Genomic DNA, 15919 nt, shown 5'->3' on the forward strand with positions numbered 1-15919 from the left:
ATGAAGAAGACACTCATCCTAGCACTAACAAGCCTTGCTTTTAGCACCTCAGCAGCCGTTTGGGCAGCTGATGCTGCCTTAAAAGGCGATCCAGCTGCGGGTAAGACTAAATCAGCAACTTGTGCCGCTTGCCACGGCGCTGATGGTAACAGCATTAACCCCGAATGGCCAAAATTAGCAGGCCAGTCTGAAGGTTATTTGTTTAAGCAGTTGCAAAACTTTAAAGCTGGTAAGGATGCTGAAGGCGGCCGCTATAATGCGACTATGGCACCGATGATTGATCCACTCACCGAACAGGATATGGCGGATTTAGCAGCTTATTTCGCTAGTCAAACCGGTACGCCGGGTCAAGCCGATCAAAATCAAGTCACTTTAGGTGAGCAGGTTTATAAAGGTGGTAATGCCTCTAATGGTATTCCTGCTTGTGCCGCCTGCCACGGTCCTAATGGTACGGGTAATCCGGCTGCTAACTTCCCCTCGTTAGCCGGACAGCAAGTGACTTATACTAAAACCCAGTTAAACAACTTCCGTACTGGGGTACGGGCGAATGACAATGGCAAAATGATGCGTAATATCGCCGTCAAAATGACCGATGCAGAAATGAATGCTGTCGCTGAATACATCGCGGGTTTGCAGAAGTAATTTGCTATTTGCTAATCTTCTGATATATAGACGAAGGGTGGCTAGTCCACCCTTTACTATTTTCCCAATCCTAACCTCCAACTAAGCAGCATTTATGAAAAGCTCTCGATCCACCAGCACGCGACTGGTTGATTTTTTAGGTTCTATGAACCTTGCTATTACGCTGTTAGTGATTGTCGCCATCGCTTCAGTCATTGGTACAGTGCTTAAACAAAATCAGCCCTACCCTGACTATGAGATAAAATTTGGCAAATTCTGGTTTGAGTTTTTCCGCTCGCTAGGCCTGTATGATGTTTATTCGGCACTTTGGTTTTTGTTGATTTTAGGCTTTCTGTTACTGTCCACTACAACCTGTGTGATTCGCAATACACCCGGTATCTTGCGTGAATTACGTCATTTCCGCGAAAAAGCGCAAGAAAAATCCTTACGCGCCCTGCATCACAGCGCTAGTTTTGTGAGCAACCAACCGCTAGAGGCGATTCAGGCTAGCTCGCAACAGGCTTTAAAGAATCAAGGCTTCCGGTTTCGTACCCATCAAGAAGGGGCTACTCATGTGGTCGCTGCCATGAAAGGCGGTGCAAATAAATGGGGTTATTGGCTGACACATATTGGCATGATTGTCATTTTTATCGGTGGCCTACTCGATAGCAAACTGCCTATTATGTTGGGTGAATGGCGCGGTACGATCCAACCCGAAACCCGTAATATTCCAGCCTCCGAAGTTCCTGCTATTAGTCAGCTAGGTGCAAATACTTATTCCTATCGCGGCTCTGTGGATATTCCTGAAGGGCGAACTGCCAATATTATCTTTTTGCCCGTCCGTGACGGCTACTTAGTACAGCGCTTACCTTATGAAATTGAGGTCAAAGCCTTCAGAGTTGAGCACTACTCTACGGGCCAGCCGAAGTCCTTCGAAAGTGACTTAGTGATTCACGATCCTGATTTAAAAGAGCCATTGGCACATACAATTTCAGTGAACCACCCCTTGATCTACAAAGGCACGGCGATTTACCAAGCAAATTTTGGTGATGGTGGCTCAGAAGTCGAACTGCAATTTAATCCCCTGACTAAACAATACGCCCCACAAACCCTGACCGGTAATATCTCCCAAGAATACAATTTAAGTAGCTCCACTGAGCAATATCGCTTAGAGCTGGATAATTTCCGCCTATTTAATATTAACCCGGTGAAAAACGAACAAGGTATTGAAGAACAGCGCAATATCGGCCCGAGCGTCATTTTCCGTTTACGTAATGCGGCCGGTGAAGCCATCGAATACACTAATTATATGAATCCGGTCATGATCGAAGGTCGTTTGTATTTAATCAGTGGCGTCAAGAAAAGCCCCGCTGATCCCGAACGTTTTTTGCATCTTCCTGCTGATAAAAAAGGCTCGCCTGAATTATTCTTAGCGTTTTTAAATGCTTTACAAGATGAAGCTTTAGTACGGAATACTGCGCTAGCGACAACCCAAGCCTCAATGGGTGCACTCGACAATCAAGCACTTGATGCGAATGTCGAAACACAAATTGTCGAGTCAATGGTACGCCTAACCCAGCTATTCGCTACCCAAGGCTTTGATGGTATTATGAACGACATCGACGCCCGCTTTCCTGAGGCTCAACGTCAATCAGTGAATGAAGCCTTCACTAAAGTCTTGCAAGCCTCGCTCCGAGGGGTTTATCTTGAGCTACTCAAACAACGTGGGGTCAGTGAACCTAACGAAACAGATTGGCTGTTTTTTGATGATAGTTTGAATGCGATGTCTAATTTACCCTTCTATGGTTCGCCTTGGTTTATCCAACTCAAAACCTTTAAACAGATCGAAGCTTCTGGTTTGCAAATTACGCGCTCTCCGGGACAAAATGTGGTCTATCTCGGATGTATTATGCTAACCCTTGGGGTTTTTTTATTATTCTATGTGGCACAGCGTAGAATTTGGGTTTTAGTTAAACCCTTAGAGTCTGGTGAAAACGAAGTCATTTTAGCGGGGAGTAGTAATCGCAATCCGCATGATTTTGATAAGTATTTCCAAAACTTACGCTCAGCCTTTCAAACCATGCTTACAGCAAAAGGGGATTGATAATGTCTGTTCCACAAGAAGCGATGCACGCATTCATGGACAAGCCGAGTTTCTGGCAACGTCTTAGGATAACCGACTGGATTTGGGCCGTATTGGTCATTACAGGTACGGCTTTCGTTTATCAGCTCTACTCCAGTTATATGGACGTTTACGAACAGGGTTTTCTTATAATGAGTGCCCCGGCCTTAATTGCCTTAGGCTGGAATTGGCGAGCGGTACAGCCTTTGAGCTTGCTGATCACGGCGTTTAGCTTATTAGGGATTTGGCTATATAGTGGCAATATCGCTAGTGCTGAGACCGTCTTTGGCCTGAAATATTTATTCTCTAGCCAATCCGCTATTATGTGGATGAGTGCTTTGTTCGTCTTGGCGACTGTCTTCTATTTTGCAGGCTTAATCGCGAATAACGAATTTATCGCCAAAACTGCTAGTGTGTTAACGTGGTCAGCGGTCGTGATGGGTTTCACGGGTCTGATGGTCCGTTGGTATGAGTCTTACTTAGTCGATCCTGAGTTCGGACATATTCCAGTCAGTAATTTGTATGAAGTCTTTATCCTATTCTGTCTCATTACAGGCATCTTGTATTTGTACTACGAAGCGCGTTATCGCAGTCGTGCGCTAGGTGGCTTTGCTTTATTAGTCATTAGTGCTGCCGTTGCTTTTTTGCTTTGGTATAGCCTTGAGCGGGATGCGCATGAAATTCGTCCCTTAGTTCCCGCCTTAAAAAGTTACTGGATGAAAATTCATGTTCCTGCCAATTTCGTAGGTTACGGTGCTTTTGCTTTAGCCGCTATGACCAGCTCGGCTTATTTGATTAAATACTACTACAGTCATCCTTCGCGCTTAGTCGCAATATTAGTGCCTAGTTTCATTTTTTTAGGTCTCTTCACTTGGATTTTTGCACGCACCGCTTTCGGAAAAACGGCGGTTGAAGGTAGTTTGTTGGCACTGGCCTTCAATGCTTTCGGCTTTGCTTTGGCCATTACCTTGTTGTTAACCGCTCTGGGCTTTTTGTTGATGCTACCGAGTACCCAAAAAGCTTTACCTTCTTTAGAAATCCTAGATGACATCACCTATAAAGCCATTGCTTTAGGCTTTGCTTTCTTTACCATTGCTACTATTTTAGGTGCTATGTGGGCGGCCGAAGCGTGGGGTGGTTATTGGTCATGGGATCCGAAAGAAACTTGGGCGCTGATTGTTTGGTTAAACTATGCTGCTTGGTTGCACTTCCGCTTTTCTAAAGGCTGGCGTGGTACACAAATGGCATGGTGGGCTGTGATTGGTTTATTCATTACCTTATTTGCCTTCTTAGGCGTGAATATGTTCCTCTCTGGTCTACACTCTTATGGTGAACTTTAAGCCTACTAATCAGTCTGAGTTAAAGATTTGCGCTGCAATACTCAATAACGACGGAGAATAATTGAATGAGAATAGTGAAGTTTTTGCTGCCGGTGGTCACAGCCGTACTGTTTACTTTGGTAGGCTGTATGTCGGAAGTGACTCAAGCTGAATACACCGAAGGCAAGCAATATTCAGTGATTGATCCACCCATCGCCCTCAAAGCACCTACCGGCCAACATGAAGTCAGTGAAATTTTCTGGTATGGCTGCCCCCATTGCTTCAGTTTAGAGCCAACGATTAAGGAATATCTTAAAACTAAACCTGCGAATGTTTTCTTTAATCGTGTCCCCGGCACTTTAGGCGAAACTTGGGATTATCACGCTAAGCTTTATTACATTGGTTATATCCTAGATCGTGATGGGGCTAAAGATCTACACGGCAAAATCTTCAATGCAGCCCATGTTCAACGTCGGCCTTTACCGCGTTTTGAGCGCGGCAATACTGCGAAGAACGATGATAATCTACGTCGCTTTTTTGAATCCTTTGGCTACACCGCAGATGAAATCAATAAAGCGATGAGTTCTATGGAGCTTAACTCATTATTGAGCTATGCCCGTGATGTCAATACAAAATCAGGGATTGATTCCGTACCGAGCATTATCGTTAATGGCAAATACTTAACGGGTCCCAGTCGGATGACTGGTTCAGATAAACTGATTGATGTGATTAATTATTTAACTAAGTTACCTCGTTAAACATGATGCGCACCTTGAGTTTATTCGATCGTTTTTTGGTTGAAATTGATCAATCTTTACGGGCAACAGAGGCAACACCCACCACCACTGAGCGCCCTCATCCTGCTCAAGGTCTGCACGAACGCGCAGAACTGACCGCAGAAGAAAAAAAACGGTCTGCTCAATTGATGCGTATTAATCATGCCGGTGAAGTAGCGGCACAGGGCTTGTATCGTGGACAAGCCCTCACTGCCAAGCTCCCTCAGGTGCGTGAACAAATGGAACGAGCCGCCTTAGAAGAAAATGATCATTTGGTTTGGTGTGCGCAACGCTTAGATGAATTATCCAGTCATCGTAGCCACTTGAATCCGATTTGGTATTGGGGTTCGTTTTCAATGGGCGCAGCCGCTGGCTTAATCGGTGACCAATGGAGCTTAGGTTTTGTTAAAGAGACCGAAGATCAAGTCGAGCGACATTTAGCGGAGCATTTAGCCCAGCTCCCTGCGAATGACCTACCAAGTACCGTGATTTTGCAGCAAATGAAAGAAGACGAACTGCGCCACGGTCAGATGGCTCAACAAGCCGGTGGCGTCAAACTGCCCTTCCCACTGCGTAAATTAGTCATGCCGATGTTGTCTACAGTCATGACCCGTACTGCGAAATATCTTTAAAAATAGCTTTAGTCCGCCAACCACTCAATTTGCCGATACCCTAACCCTTGTGCCAGTAGCAGCGCTAATTCTCCGGCTAATTCCATCGTCGTTTCAGCGATACCTAAATCACGGCATTGGCTAACCTCTAAACCGGCATAACCACAAGGATTAATGCGTTTGAAGGGTTCTAAATCCATATCCACATTCAAACTCAAGCCATGATAGGTTTTGCCGCGACTCACTCTTAAGCCTAAGGCCGCGATTTTCTTACCCTCAACATAGACACCGGGTGCTTCACGATCACCCGCTGCGACAATATTTCGACTAGCCAAGAGTTGAATGATAGCCTGCTCTATCTTAATCACCAGCTCACGCACGCCTAAATTGCGACGGCGCACATCCAATAATAGATAAATAATTAATTGGCCACGACCGTGGTAAGTGACTTGCCCACCCCGATCAACTTTAACCACAGGAATCTCTTGTGGATCGAGCAAATGCTCCATCTGCCCATTACGACCTAAGGTGAATACCGGCTCATGTTCAAGCACCCATAATTCATCCACCGCCTCGTCAGAACGCTGTTGTGTGAAGGTTTGCATAGCGGCCAAAGTAGGCAGATAAGCTTGATGTGTGCCTAAAACTCGAACCTTTAAAGCGCCCACAAGACCCACTCACAGGCTTTTAAATCATTATAAATCGCATCTAACTGTTCTTTACTGGTGGCACGCACGCCTAAAGTGAGGCTGTGATATTTACCACTCCGACTTTGATTGGCACGAATCGCCGCCAGCGAAAATTCTGGGTCATGCTGCACGATAATGTCATGAATAATTTGCGCTAATTGATCATTCGCCGCCCCAACCACTTTAATGGGAAAATGACTGGGAAATTCAATTTCCACTTCCGATTGACTAAACGTATTCATCTAGATGACTCCTAAGCGTTAATCAGTAAAAAACTTTTGGACACTATCTGACATACGCCGCCACAAACCACCCTCGGTAATATCCTCTAAAGCTAACAAAGGTACTTCTTTAAAGACTTTACCTTGATCAGAGAGAATAATTTTGCCTAAGACATCCCCACGCCGAATCGGTGCATCAATGGCTTTATCAATCTGCATCACGCCTTGGATTTGATTGTAGCGGCCTTTACCAACACTCACATACAAATCATCAATCACCCCTGCGGCCACTGTCGTTTTATTACCTTGCCAAACCCGTACTTTTTCAGAAAGCACATCACCCGCTTTATAGAGCAGGCGCGTCTCAAAGGTACGAAAACCATACTCTAGCAAGCGTTGACTTGATTCAGTCCGGCTATTTTCATCCGTCGAACCCAAGAGTACGGAAACCAAGCGCATCGTATCTCGCTTTGCAGAAGCCACTAAGCAAAAACCTGCTGACTCAGTATGGCCAGTTTTCATCCCATCGACGGAAGCATCTCGCCATAATAATTTATTCCGATTATGCTGCTTAATATTATTATAGGTGAATTCTTTTTCAGAATAGAGCTTATAGCGATCAGGAAACTCCGTAATTAAAGCGCGTGCCAAAATCACAATATCCCGTGCAGTGGTGTAATGATCAGCTGCTGGCCAACCTGTTACATTTTGATACTGAGTATTGACCATGCCGAGTTCTTTAGCGACTTCATTCATACGCTGTACGAAGGCCGTTTCAGAACCTGCCACATGTTCCGCTAAAGCAACCGCTGCATCATTACCGGATTGAATAATTAAGCCACGGAGGAGTTTTTCCAGTTGGACTTTTTTCCCCAACTCGACAAACATCCGCGAACCTTGCATTTCCCAAGCACGCTGGCTGATTAACACTTCATCATCTAGTTTGATCGTCCCTTTACTCAGTTCACGATACAAAATATAAGCAGTCATCAGCTTAGTGATACTCGCTGGCTCGACTCGCTCTCCCGGATTGAGTGCAGCCAACTCTTCCCCACTTTGAAAATCGACCAAGACAAAACTAGTGGAGTCTACTTCAGGCACACCATCGGCTAAAGCTACGACTTGCCCGCCTTTCGGCGGACTGATGGATTTAGTGCCAGAGCCTGCACCTGCTGGCATATCTTCGGCAGTTTCTACCGCAGTGGGTGCGGTGGTTTTGGCAGGTTTAGTTTCAGCATAGGCTAAACCAGACAGCCATAAGCTCACCAACAGTATTCTCAGTAACATCCTGTTATTCACTCTCTATCTCATTGATTTATTGCGACAACTCGGAAAGTTGCCAAGCCATTACTTTCAAGTGCATCTTTGACATGATCAATCTGATCCTGTGTATACAGTGGCCCAATCCGTACTTGATGCATTTGTTTACCCTCTTGTGCTGCTGTCGCCATCTCGGTTTTGCTTAAACCAACCGAAGTTAAGCGCACAAACATTTCTAACGCCTCAGCCTGCTCAGCAAAATTATTCACAACTACATAAAAGCTTTTACCGCTAGCCTTAGCCGTTTGCTCCGCTGCTATTTGTGCAGGGTTCGGCTTTGCTTTGACTCTAGCTCGCTCGGCAAGTTTACTCTGACCTGCTTCTAAAGCGGCATTTTGTTGTGTATCCAAAGCCTCTACTCGGACTGGAGCAGTTTCCCCACCCTTCGTGGCCATACCCAAAGCATTAGCCGCCGCCAACGAAACTTGAATCAAACCTTCCGTTTCGAACGGCCCACGATCATTCACCCGCACAATAACCGATTTTTTATTCCCCAGATGCGTCACCCGCACAAAACTAGGTAAAGGTAAGGTAGGATGAGCTGCAGAGAAACTGTTCATATCAAAAGTTTCACAACCCGCCGTTTTAGCTCCCTGAAACTCAGGCCCATACCACGAAGCTAGACCTTCCTCCTGATAACCCTGTACAGAATTAAGCACTTGATAAGTTTTACCTTTTAAAGTATAGCTTGGCTCATTTCCACAGGTTGAAGCTTGATTATCTAGTTTTAAAGGCGGTATAGAGCCTGTTGCTGTTGGATCATCCGTTGTTAGTGCACTACAGCCGACTAAACCGGTAGTGAAGACCCATAGAAGCGCTTGTTGAATTTTTTTCATCGTTGTTATCATCATTCATGGCTTGCCCTAACTGTTATTCTAAGGCTAAGCAGAGTAACAGATCATTAACGTCCCATCTGTTGACGGATGGCTTGCGCTAATTGATGGACAGCCATTGCATATTTATTGCTGTGGTTATAACGGGTTATCACATAAAAATTATCCCCGCCTAGCCAAAACTCACTCCCTGCAGCCCCATCGAGTAGAATTAAACTCGCTTGCCTTGCTCTAAAGTTATTCACGGGTGCAACCCATTGAATGGACAAGGCAGACAAACTTAAGTTCGGTTTAACTGGCTTTTCACTCAGCAGTCTAGCATAGCCTTGACCAGAAACATAAGCAGGAACAGCAACATCCTCGCCTGCTTGCCAACCATGCCGCGCTAAATAATTAGCCACACTCCCAATTGCATCCTCAGGATCCCATAAATTCCGCCGACCATCTTGATCAAAATCCTGAGCATATTGGCGATAGCTACTCGAAATAAACTGCCCCAAACCCATCGCGCCTGCATAAGAACCTTGCCAAGCTAAGGGCTGGACCTGTTCTTCGCGGGTTAGCAATAAATACTGTTCCAATTCTTTTTGATAAAAATCGGCGCGCTTTGGAAAATCAAAGGCTAAAGTCGTCAGCGCTTGTAACACAGAGTAATTACCCGTATTCCGCCCATAGAAAGTCTCTACCCCGATAATGGCGACAATATAAGCCGGATCAATCCCGTATTGCTGAGCCGCTGCCTCCACGCTATTGGCATATTGCTGCCAAAACGCCATACCACTTTGAATCCGATCTTCGGTGATAAAAATGGGCCTATATTGTAACCAAGGTTTAGCTTCCGCCGGTTTACTGGCTTTGGCAATAATCTCTTCATTACGCTGCACCGTCGCAAACAAGCTTTGTAATTGACCGGCATCAAAACCATGAACCTGCTGCATTCTACCTATAAAAGTCTGTAAGGCTGGGTAACTCAAATAATGCCCGCCTTGTACAGGCAATACGGGTAACTGCGGTTGCAAAGGCTCAGGAATCGGCAATGACGGTAGCGACGGTGGCCTTGGGTAAGGTGGATTGGGTTGCTTCGGTCGTGCTGGAATCGGCACTAACGGTCTAGGTAGGCGCGGTGGCAGTGAACTCACTAAAGGATCTGCCGCAGGCACACCCTTAGCGTGGGAGCTGGTACCGGCCTCTGGAATAGTAGTTGCTGTTGTACAAGCACTTAAAACCATGACCCACCCTAGCGCCCCTATGAGATAAGCACTGCCCTTAGATGCTTGCATTATTTAGCCCTATTCGTCCGTTTGATAAATACGCTTACGCTTTTTCATCCCCATGATAATGCCAAAAGCACTCATTAAGGTAACCACTGCAGTTCCGCCATAACTGACTAGCGGCAAAGGAGCACCCACAACGGGTAATACACCACTCACCATACCTGTATTAACAATCAGATAGATAAAAAAGGTTAAGCTTAAACTGCCCGCTAATAATCGTGAAAAAGTATCAGCCCCTTTAGATGCAATATATAACCCCCGCCAAATAATAAAGATATATAGCCCCAAGAGCAGCAAATTACCTAAAAAGCCAAACTCCTCACCAAATACCGCAAAAATAAAATCGGTATGGCGCTCGGGTAAAAAGTCTAAATGGGATTGATCTCCATGTAACCAACCTTTCCCATAAATGCCACCAGAACCAATCGCTATTTTCGACTGATAAATATGATAACCCGTACCTAGCAAATCACTTTCTGGATCAAGCAAGGTAAGAATCCGTTGGCGTTGGTATTCATGCATCCCATAGTTAAACATCAAGGGAGCTGCCACCGCAATCACTGCTATCGAACCCCCGATCAACCACCAAGACATACCCGCAAGATAAATCACAAATAAGCCCGATAAGGCAATCAACAGCGAAGTCCCCAAATCCGGCTGCTTCATAATTAAGACCATCGGAATGGCAACCAGTATCAAAGCCACCAGAATATCCAAAAAACGCGGCGGCAACGGTTTCTCAGAGAAATAATACGCCACCATCATCGGTACAGCGAGCTTCATCATCTCAGCAGGTTGAATATCAATGCCGACATACAGCCAACGCTGTGCACCTTTCTTAACCACACCTACCATTAACACTAAGATTAACAGCACAATTCCAATGCCGTATAACCAAATCGCGAACTGACGCAAGGTTTTCCCTTCAACCTGCGAAAATAACAGCATCAGCACTAGCCCTATGACGAAATGAATGCCCTGTCGATAGACCGTACTAATCTCTGTATCAGCTGCACTGTATAAAGTGACTAGCCCCATAAAGACTAAGAGGGACAAGGCCGCTAACAGTACCAAATCCACCCGTTGCAGCATTTTAAGCAAGGAAGCGGGTAATAATCCTGAAATCATTCCTCAGCCCCCTCTACACGTGGAACTATATCAGCTGGCTCAACTTCGCCCTTTTCTTCAGAGGGTTCTTCATCATCATATTTTTTCAAGAGATAAGCATCCATCACTCGGCGGGCGATAGGTGCTGCAGTTGAGCTACCTCCCCCACCATTTTCCACAATCACTGAAACAGCAATTTGGGGGTTATCTGCCGGTGCAAACCCTACAAATAAAGCATGATCATGTAAGCGCTTGGCTAAGCGTGAAGCATCATAGCGTGCGTTCTGTGCAATCCCAAAGACTTGGGCAGTGCCCGTTTTCCCTGCAATCGTATAAGGCGCACCCACACCAATCCGCTTAGCTGTACCATAAGAGGCATGCACGACATGTACCATCCCTTGCACGACCATTTCCCAATGCCGCTGATCACGCGCTGGAATTTGTGCAATCACTTCAGGCTCAAGAATCTGTTCGGGTTTATTCTTCGCGGTACGCACGGCTCTCAATACATGCGGGCGAATTCGCTTACCACGCATGGCAACACTCGCGGTGGCATGTGCAAGTTGAATCGGCGTGGCCAACCAATAGCCTTGACCGATGCCGATATTAACCGTATCACCCGGATACCAAACTTGCTTATAACGACGCTGCTTCCATTCAGGCGTGGGCATCAGGCCATCTGACTCTGAGGTGAGATCGACCCCTGTTTTCTTACCAAAGCCAAATAAGCTCATATAACCAGAAAACTTATCCACTCCCATCCGATAGGCCATATCATAAAAAAAGGTATCACAGGATTGTGCAATCGCATAATCCATACTCACCCCGCCATGACCGGACTTCTTCCAACACCGATAACGATGTTTATGCCCCGGAATTTGGAAAAATCCCGGATCGTAAACGGTTTTACCCGGCCAAATCACTTTTTCATACAAACCCGCCAAGGTATTCATCGGTTTAACCGTCGACCCCGGAGGATAAGCGCCTTGTAAAGCCCGGTTATACAGGGGTCGATCAGGATCATCCCGCAATTCGGAATAAACCTTACTAGAGATACCATCTACAAACAGATTAGGATCGAAGGTCGGAACGCTTGCCATTGCTAATACTTCGCCATTGCGTGGATCAATCGCAACCACGGCTCCACGTTCACCTTTCAATAAAGCTTCTGCTTTTAGCTGTAGATTGATGTCTAAACCTAAAATTAAATCTTGCCCACCCACCGCTTCTTTGCGCTCAATCATATCTTGATGACGACCATGAGCATCGACTTCAGCTAAATCATAGCCCGCTTGACCATGTAAGCGACCTTCATGGGCAGCCTCCACCCCAATCTTGCCAATATGACTGGTACCTGCATAATTACTTTTATCTAAGCGCTCTAAATCACGATCATCAATTCGCCCGACATAACCAATGACATGACTAGCGACCGTACCTAGTGGATAATAGCGCTGCATCCGACGCTCTAAATTCACCCCCGGAAAGCGTGACTTATTCACCGCAAACATCGCCATTTCTTGTTCTGTCATATTTTCTTTCAAAGGTGTAGGCTGATAGCGACTACGGCGATTTACTTGCTGCCCAAAAACCCGTAAATCTTTTTCTGACAGGGGGACAATTTTAGTTAAGCGGTCGAGCATCAGCTGCATATCGTTCCAACGCTTTTTACCGTCACCATTTTGGTCTGGCACACTATCCCATACTACCTCTAACACATACTGCGCATGGTTATCCGCTAAGCGTACCCCATTACGATCATAGATTTGCCCCCGAGTAGGCGCACGCGGAATATGTTTTTGGTAATTTTGCTTAGACAACTCGGTATAAGCCGCATGCTCTTTGATCTGTAAAAAATAGAGGCGCGTCATAATACCACCTAAGGCAAATAACACGATCAATCCGGCAACAATAGCGCGCGAATTGAAGAGCTGCTGCTCATCTCGTTCAGTTTTAATTGATAACCGCTCACCCATACACTGCCAATACTGAAATTAGTTAATTTAGTGATAAATAAATATTATTAGCCCGGAGTAAACCCCTGCTGCTAAGTTTATCAGAAAATCAGCAGGAGTTTATTGGATGCAGTCAGCTTAGCTAAAGTTTAATGTAAAGCTTATTAATTGCTGGCTTCATACCGCTTGATGCTATCCAAAATTTCTTGCTTAGCTTCAGCAGCATCGGCCCAACCTTCAACTTTGACCCACTTACCGGGTTCTAGTTCTTTGTAGCGCTCAAAGAAATGCTGAATTTGTTTAATTAACAACGGTGAGAGTTGAGTATAAGAGGTAACATCCTTGAATTCAGGCGCGAGTTTGCCCGCTGGCACAGCGACAATTTTTGCATCCTGACCCGCTTCATCTGACATTTTCAAAACCCCAACTGGCCGCGCAGGGATCACACAACCATGCACCAATGGATGAGGTGTGACCACTAAAACATCCACCGGATCACCATCATCAGACAAAGTATGCGGCACGAAGCCATAGTTGGCTGGATAAAACATTGGTGCAGACATAAAGCGGTCGACTAATAGAGCACCACTTTCTTTATCCACTTCATATTTAACAGGTGAAGATTGAGCTGGGATTTCGATAATAACATTGACAGACTCAGGTACGTCTTTGCCGACGGCAATTTTGTCGATATTCATAGCGGTCTTCCATTGGTTTAAAGCCGGCTATTATAACGACTGTTGAATCTAACTTGCACTGCAACATTTAATTAAGTATAAGAAGTGGCTCGATTGGAGTAGAAAAGGGAACCCAACTTATGCGTATCGTACTTCTCGGAGCACCAGGCTCAGGTAAAGGAACTCAAGCACAACGCTTGACGGATATTTATAATATTCCGCAAATTTCAACCGGTGATTTACTGCGGGCGGCCGTCGCAGCAGGCACTGAACTGGGCAAACAAGCTAAAATAGCGATGGATGCAGGTGGCCTAGTCTCTGATGAAATTGTACTCGGTATGATTCGTGAGCGTTTACAACAGTCCGATACTGCCAATGGTTTTATTCTGGATGGTTTCCCACGCAACCTAACACAAGCAGCTAGCTTAGATAAATTGTTAGCTGAAGTTGACCAACCCCTACAAGCGGGTCTATTAATTGATGTAGACTTTGATGTTTTATTGAAACGTTTAACAGGTCGTCTGTCTTGTAAAGATTGTTCGACTGTTTACAACCGCTACTTCTCTCCACCGGCTCAAGAGGGGGTATGCGATAAATGCGGCGGTACGAATTTATATCATCGTGCTGACGATAACGAAGAAACGATTGGCAATCGCCTCAAGGTATATGAAGAAAACACCGCGCCCCTCATCAACTACTATGCAGACCAAGGTTTGCTAAAGCGAGTGAATGGCATTGGGGAAATGGAAGACATTACCAAGGCGATCCAAGCGGAACTGGCTACTGTTTAATATTAACGATTATCGACCATGTCCAATTCACTAAGCGAACAACTGCTCAAAGCAGGCCTGATAACCCAAACGCAAATCGACCAAGCGGAACAGGCTAAACAACAGCAGAAAGAAAAGGCAAAAGAAGCCCGCGATCAAGCCAAGCATAAGCAAAGCAAACCGAATCGCCCTTCAATGCCAGCAAAACCGCATAAACCTGCGGCAAAACCTGAAGCAGCTAAGGCTGAGACGGAAACCAAACAGACTCCAACTAAGCCTAGCAAACAACGTAGTGCTTCTGATTTGGAGCAGTTCTACCGTGAGCGGAATAACTTAGAGCGTCAGGAAAAAGAAGCCGATGAAAAGCGCAAACGTGAATTGGCTGAACGCAAAAAGCAAACACGTCAGCAAGTGCAAGAACTGATCACTGCTCACTTAAAAAATGTGGAAGATGCTAGCATCCGCTACAATTTTGTGGTCGGTGAAACGGTGAAATACTTATATGTCACCGAGCAGCAGCAGCAAGCTTTAGCGGATGGAGCTTTAGCCATTACCTTTTTAGCAGGCAAACGTTGCTTGATTCCAGCCGAGGTCGCTGAGCAGATTTTAGCGATTGATCCTGACAAGTTAATTGTGCTTAACCAAAGTGGTAGTGAAAGCGAATTAGTCATTGAGCCGACCGCGCCTTCAGCAGCGTAATTGGCTTAGCTCCATCGCTTGACGATACAGCTTATTTTTTGCCTGCCCGGTAATTCGGGCAGCAATTTTCGCTGCTTGATTCACGGAAAGCTCTTCCTCTAATAAAATCTGCAAAACTGTTGCTGCCTCTACTTCGACACTCGCCTGCTCGAGGATAGCGTTGGCGCCTTTGACAAGCACAACAAACTCACCTTTTTGCATATCACTATCTCCCTGCAAGCGCGCTAATAAGGCCTCCGCCGTGCCTCGATAAAAACTTTCGTATAATTTAGTCAACTCACGAGCAATCACCAACTCACGCTCCGCACCTAAGACCGTGATCAGATCCTCTAGAAATCCTGCGATACGATGGCTAGACTCATAAAAAATCAAGGTGCGCTCTTCAGTTTTTAGCGCCGTAAAGCTCGCTCTGCGTCCCGCTGATTTCGCAGATAAAAAACCTTCAAAGATAAACCGATCCGTGGCCAAGCCCGCTGCTGATAAAGCCGCGACTACAGCACAAGCACCGGGTATAGGGATAATTCTAAACCCTGCAGCAGCGACGTCTTTAACTAAATGATAGCCCGGATCACTAATTAACGGCGTACCCGCATCACTCACCAGAGCAAGATTCAACCCCTGCTCTAGATCAGTGAGTACTTGAGCCACTCGTGCTGTTTCATTATGGTCATGCAAACTCACGAGCGGCTTTTGTAAACCTAAATGCGTCAACAACCGTAAACTGACCCGAGTATCTTCGGCATAGATTTTATCAACCATCGTCAGCGTCTTAATCGCACGCTCAGTTAGATCTGCTAAATTGCCAATCGGCGTGGCTACACAATACAAACTTGCCTTCATAAAAACCTATACGGGTGGCTGGTTAGGAGACGGTATGATCAGGCTTTGGCGAGCTTTTTGCTATCCCAAAAACGCGAAACCCTGC

The 15919-nt window shown here is 45.7% G+C and carries 16 protein-coding genes; 7 read left to right on the forward strand and 9 right to left on the reverse strand.

Going from position 1 to position 15919, the window contains the following annotated elements:
* From B5D50_RS02635 to coq7, 5 genes are all read left to right on the forward strand, one after another.
* Complete coding sequence (locus B5D50_RS02635) at positions 1-642, forward strand: c-type cytochrome (RefSeq protein ID WP_078921027.1); 642 nt, start codon at positions 1-3, stop codon at positions 640-642.
* A 94-nt stretch (positions 643-736) separates the two neighbouring features.
* Positions 737-2725 carry a cytochrome c biogenesis protein ResB gene (locus B5D50_RS02640; RefSeq protein ID WP_234975776.1) on the forward strand — a complete coding sequence of 663 codons (1989 nt, stop codon included), beginning with the start codon at positions 737-739 and terminating at the stop codon, positions 2723-2725.
* Positions 2726-2727: 2 nt separating this feature from the next.
* On the forward strand, positions 2728-4083 hold the full coding sequence (gene ccsB / locus B5D50_RS02645; RefSeq protein ID WP_078921028.1) for a c-type cytochrome biogenesis protein CcsB: 1356 nt from the start codon (positions 2728-2730) through the stop codon (positions 4081-4083).
* A 65-nt stretch (positions 4084-4148) separates the two neighbouring features.
* Entirely contained in the window at positions 4149-4820 is a 672-nt protein-coding gene (locus B5D50_RS02650) for a thiol:disulfide interchange protein DsbA/DsbL (RefSeq protein ID WP_078921029.1), read from the forward strand.
* Between the two features lie 5 nt (positions 4821-4825).
* The gene (gene coq7, locus B5D50_RS02655; RefSeq protein WP_078921253.1) at positions 4826-5470 is read left to right on the forward strand and encodes a 2-polyprenyl-3-methyl-6-methoxy-1,4-benzoquinone monooxygenase; all 645 of its coding nucleotides are present in this window, start codon (positions 4826-4828) and stop codon (positions 5468-5470) included.
* A gap of 8 nt (positions 5471-5478) precedes the next feature.
* Here coq7 and lipB read toward each other — a convergent pair whose 3' ends face one another.
* The 8 genes from lipB to ppa all read right to left on the reverse strand — a co-directional run bounded on the left by lipB (position 5479) and on the right by ppa (position 13546).
* A complete protein-coding gene (gene lipB / locus B5D50_RS02660; RefSeq protein WP_143594225.1) occupies positions 5479-6117 on the reverse strand; it encodes a lipoyl(octanoyl) transferase LipB in 639 nt (212 codons plus the stop codon).
* Complete coding sequence (locus tag B5D50_RS02665; protein WP_143594226.1) at positions 6105-6380, reverse strand: HP0495 family protein; 276 nt, start codon at positions 6378-6380, stop codon at positions 6105-6107. Before B5D50_RS02665 ends, lipB begins: the two co-directional genes overlap by 13 nt.
* 18 nt (positions 6381-6398) lie before the next feature.
* Positions 6399-7646: a D-alanyl-D-alanine carboxypeptidase family protein gene (locus B5D50_RS02670; RefSeq protein WP_078921031.1), complete on the reverse strand. Its 1248-nt coding sequence runs from the start codon at positions 7644-7646 to the stop codon at positions 6399-6401.
* A 20-nt stretch (positions 7647-7666) separates the two neighbouring features.
* Positions 7667-8515: a septal ring lytic transglycosylase RlpA family protein gene (locus B5D50_RS02675; RefSeq protein ID WP_234975777.1), complete on the reverse strand. Its 849-nt coding sequence runs from the start codon at positions 8513-8515 to the stop codon at positions 7667-7669.
* A gap of 65 nt (positions 8516-8580) precedes the next feature.
* On the reverse strand, positions 8581-9792 hold the full coding sequence (mltB, locus tag B5D50_RS02680; RefSeq protein WP_200807012.1) for a lytic murein transglycosylase B: 1212 nt from the start codon (positions 9790-9792) through the stop codon (positions 8581-8583).
* Positions 9793-9801: 9 nt separating this feature from the next.
* Positions 9802-10914 (reverse strand): rod shape-determining protein RodA, encoded by a 1113-nt coding sequence (rodA, locus tag B5D50_RS02685; protein WP_078921033.1) that lies wholly within the window; start codon positions 10912-10914, stop codon positions 9802-9804.
* The gene (gene mrdA, locus B5D50_RS02690) at positions 10911-12869 is read right to left on the reverse strand and encodes a penicillin-binding protein 2 (RefSeq protein WP_078921034.1); all 1959 of its coding nucleotides are present in this window, start codon (positions 12867-12869) and stop codon (positions 10911-10913) included. The genes rodA and mrdA overlap by 4 nt, the downstream gene beginning before the upstream one ends.
* A gap of 143 nt (positions 12870-13012) precedes the next feature.
* Positions 13013-13546 (reverse strand): inorganic diphosphatase, encoded by a 534-nt coding sequence (ppa, locus tag B5D50_RS02695; RefSeq protein ID WP_078921035.1) that lies wholly within the window; start codon positions 13544-13546, stop codon positions 13013-13015.
* 119 nt (positions 13547-13665) lie between these two features.
* Here ppa and B5D50_RS02700 point away from each other — a divergent pair, with 119 nt between their 5' ends.
* Together B5D50_RS02700 and B5D50_RS02705 are read left to right on the forward strand one after the other, a co-directional pair.
* Positions 13666-14316 (forward strand): adenylate kinase, encoded by a 651-nt coding sequence (locus B5D50_RS02700; protein WP_078921036.1) that lies wholly within the window; start codon positions 13666-13668, stop codon positions 14314-14316.
* Between the two features lie 18 nt (positions 14317-14334).
* Positions 14335-14994 carry a DUF2058 family protein gene (locus B5D50_RS02705; RefSeq protein ID WP_078921037.1) on the forward strand — a complete coding sequence of 220 codons (660 nt, stop codon included), beginning with the start codon at positions 14335-14337 and terminating at the stop codon, positions 14992-14994.
* Here the strand turns inward: B5D50_RS02705 and rsmI are convergent.
* Positions 14983-15834 carry a 16S rRNA (cytidine(1402)-2'-O)-methyltransferase gene (rsmI, locus tag B5D50_RS02710; protein WP_078921038.1) on the reverse strand — a complete coding sequence of 284 codons (852 nt, stop codon included), beginning with the start codon at positions 15832-15834 and terminating at the stop codon, positions 14983-14985. The two genes, B5D50_RS02705 and rsmI, sit on opposite strands and share 12 nt — an antisense overlap.
* Between the last annotated feature and the right edge of the window lie 85 nt (positions 15835-15919).

Source organism: Thiothrix eikelboomii, from assembly GCF_900167255.1.
GTDB classification, from domain to species: Bacteria; Pseudomonadota; Gammaproteobacteria; order Thiotrichales; family Thiotrichaceae; genus Thiolinea; species Thiolinea eikelboomii.

Excerpts from the sequence above, each read along its gene's own strand:
- B5D50_RS02635 (WP_078921027.1), top strand. The coding sequence starts at position 1 with ATGAAGAAGACACTCATCCTAGCACTAACAAGCCTTGCTTTTAGCACC.
- B5D50_RS02640 (WP_234975776.1), top strand. The coding sequence starts at position 737 with ATGAAAAGCTCTCGATCCACCAGCACGCGACTGGTTGATTTTTTAGGT.
- ccsB (WP_078921028.1), top strand. The coding sequence starts at position 2,728 with ATGTCTGTTCCACAAGAAGCGATGCACGCATTCATGGACAAGCCGAGT.
- B5D50_RS02650 (WP_078921029.1), top strand. The coding sequence starts at position 4,149 with ATGAGAATAGTGAAGTTTTTGCTGCCGGTGGTCACAGCCGTACTGTTT.
- coq7 (WP_078921253.1), top strand. The coding sequence starts at position 4,826 with ATGCGCACCTTGAGTTTATTCGATCGTTTTTTGGTTGAAATTGATCAA.
- B5D50_RS02665 (WP_143594226.1), bottom strand. The coding sequence starts at position 6,380 with ATGAATACGTTTAGTCAATCGGAAGTGGAAATTGAATTTCCCAGTCAT.
- B5D50_RS02670 (WP_078921031.1), bottom strand. The coding sequence starts at position 7,646 with ATGTTACTGAGAATACTGTTGGTGAGCTTATGGCTGTCTGGTTTAGCC.
- B5D50_RS02675 (WP_234975777.1), bottom strand. The coding sequence starts at position 8,515 with ATGAAAAAAATTCAACAAGCGCTTCTATGGGTCTTCACTACCGGTTTA.
- mltB (WP_200807012.1), bottom strand. The coding sequence starts at position 9,792 with ATGCAAGCATCTAAGGGCAGTGCTTATCTCATAGGGGCGCTAGGGTGG.
- rodA (WP_078921033.1), bottom strand. The coding sequence starts at position 10,914 with ATGATTTCAGGATTATTACCCGCTTCCTTGCTTAAAATGCTGCAACGG.
- mrdA (WP_078921034.1), bottom strand. The coding sequence starts at position 12,869 with ATGGGTGAGCGGTTATCAATTAAAACTGAACGAGATGAGCAGCAGCTC.
- ppa (WP_078921035.1), bottom strand. The coding sequence starts at position 13,546 with ATGAATATCGACAAAATTGCCGTCGGCAAAGACGTACCTGAGTCTGTC.
- B5D50_RS02700 (WP_078921036.1), top strand. The coding sequence starts at position 13,666 with ATGCGTATCGTACTTCTCGGAGCACCAGGCTCAGGTAAAGGAACTCAA.
- B5D50_RS02705 (WP_078921037.1), top strand. The coding sequence starts at position 14,335 with ATGTCCAATTCACTAAGCGAACAACTGCTCAAAGCAGGCCTGATAACC.
- rsmI (WP_078921038.1), bottom strand. The coding sequence starts at position 15,834 with ATGAAGGCAAGTTTGTATTGTGTAGCCACGCCGATTGGCAATTTAGCA.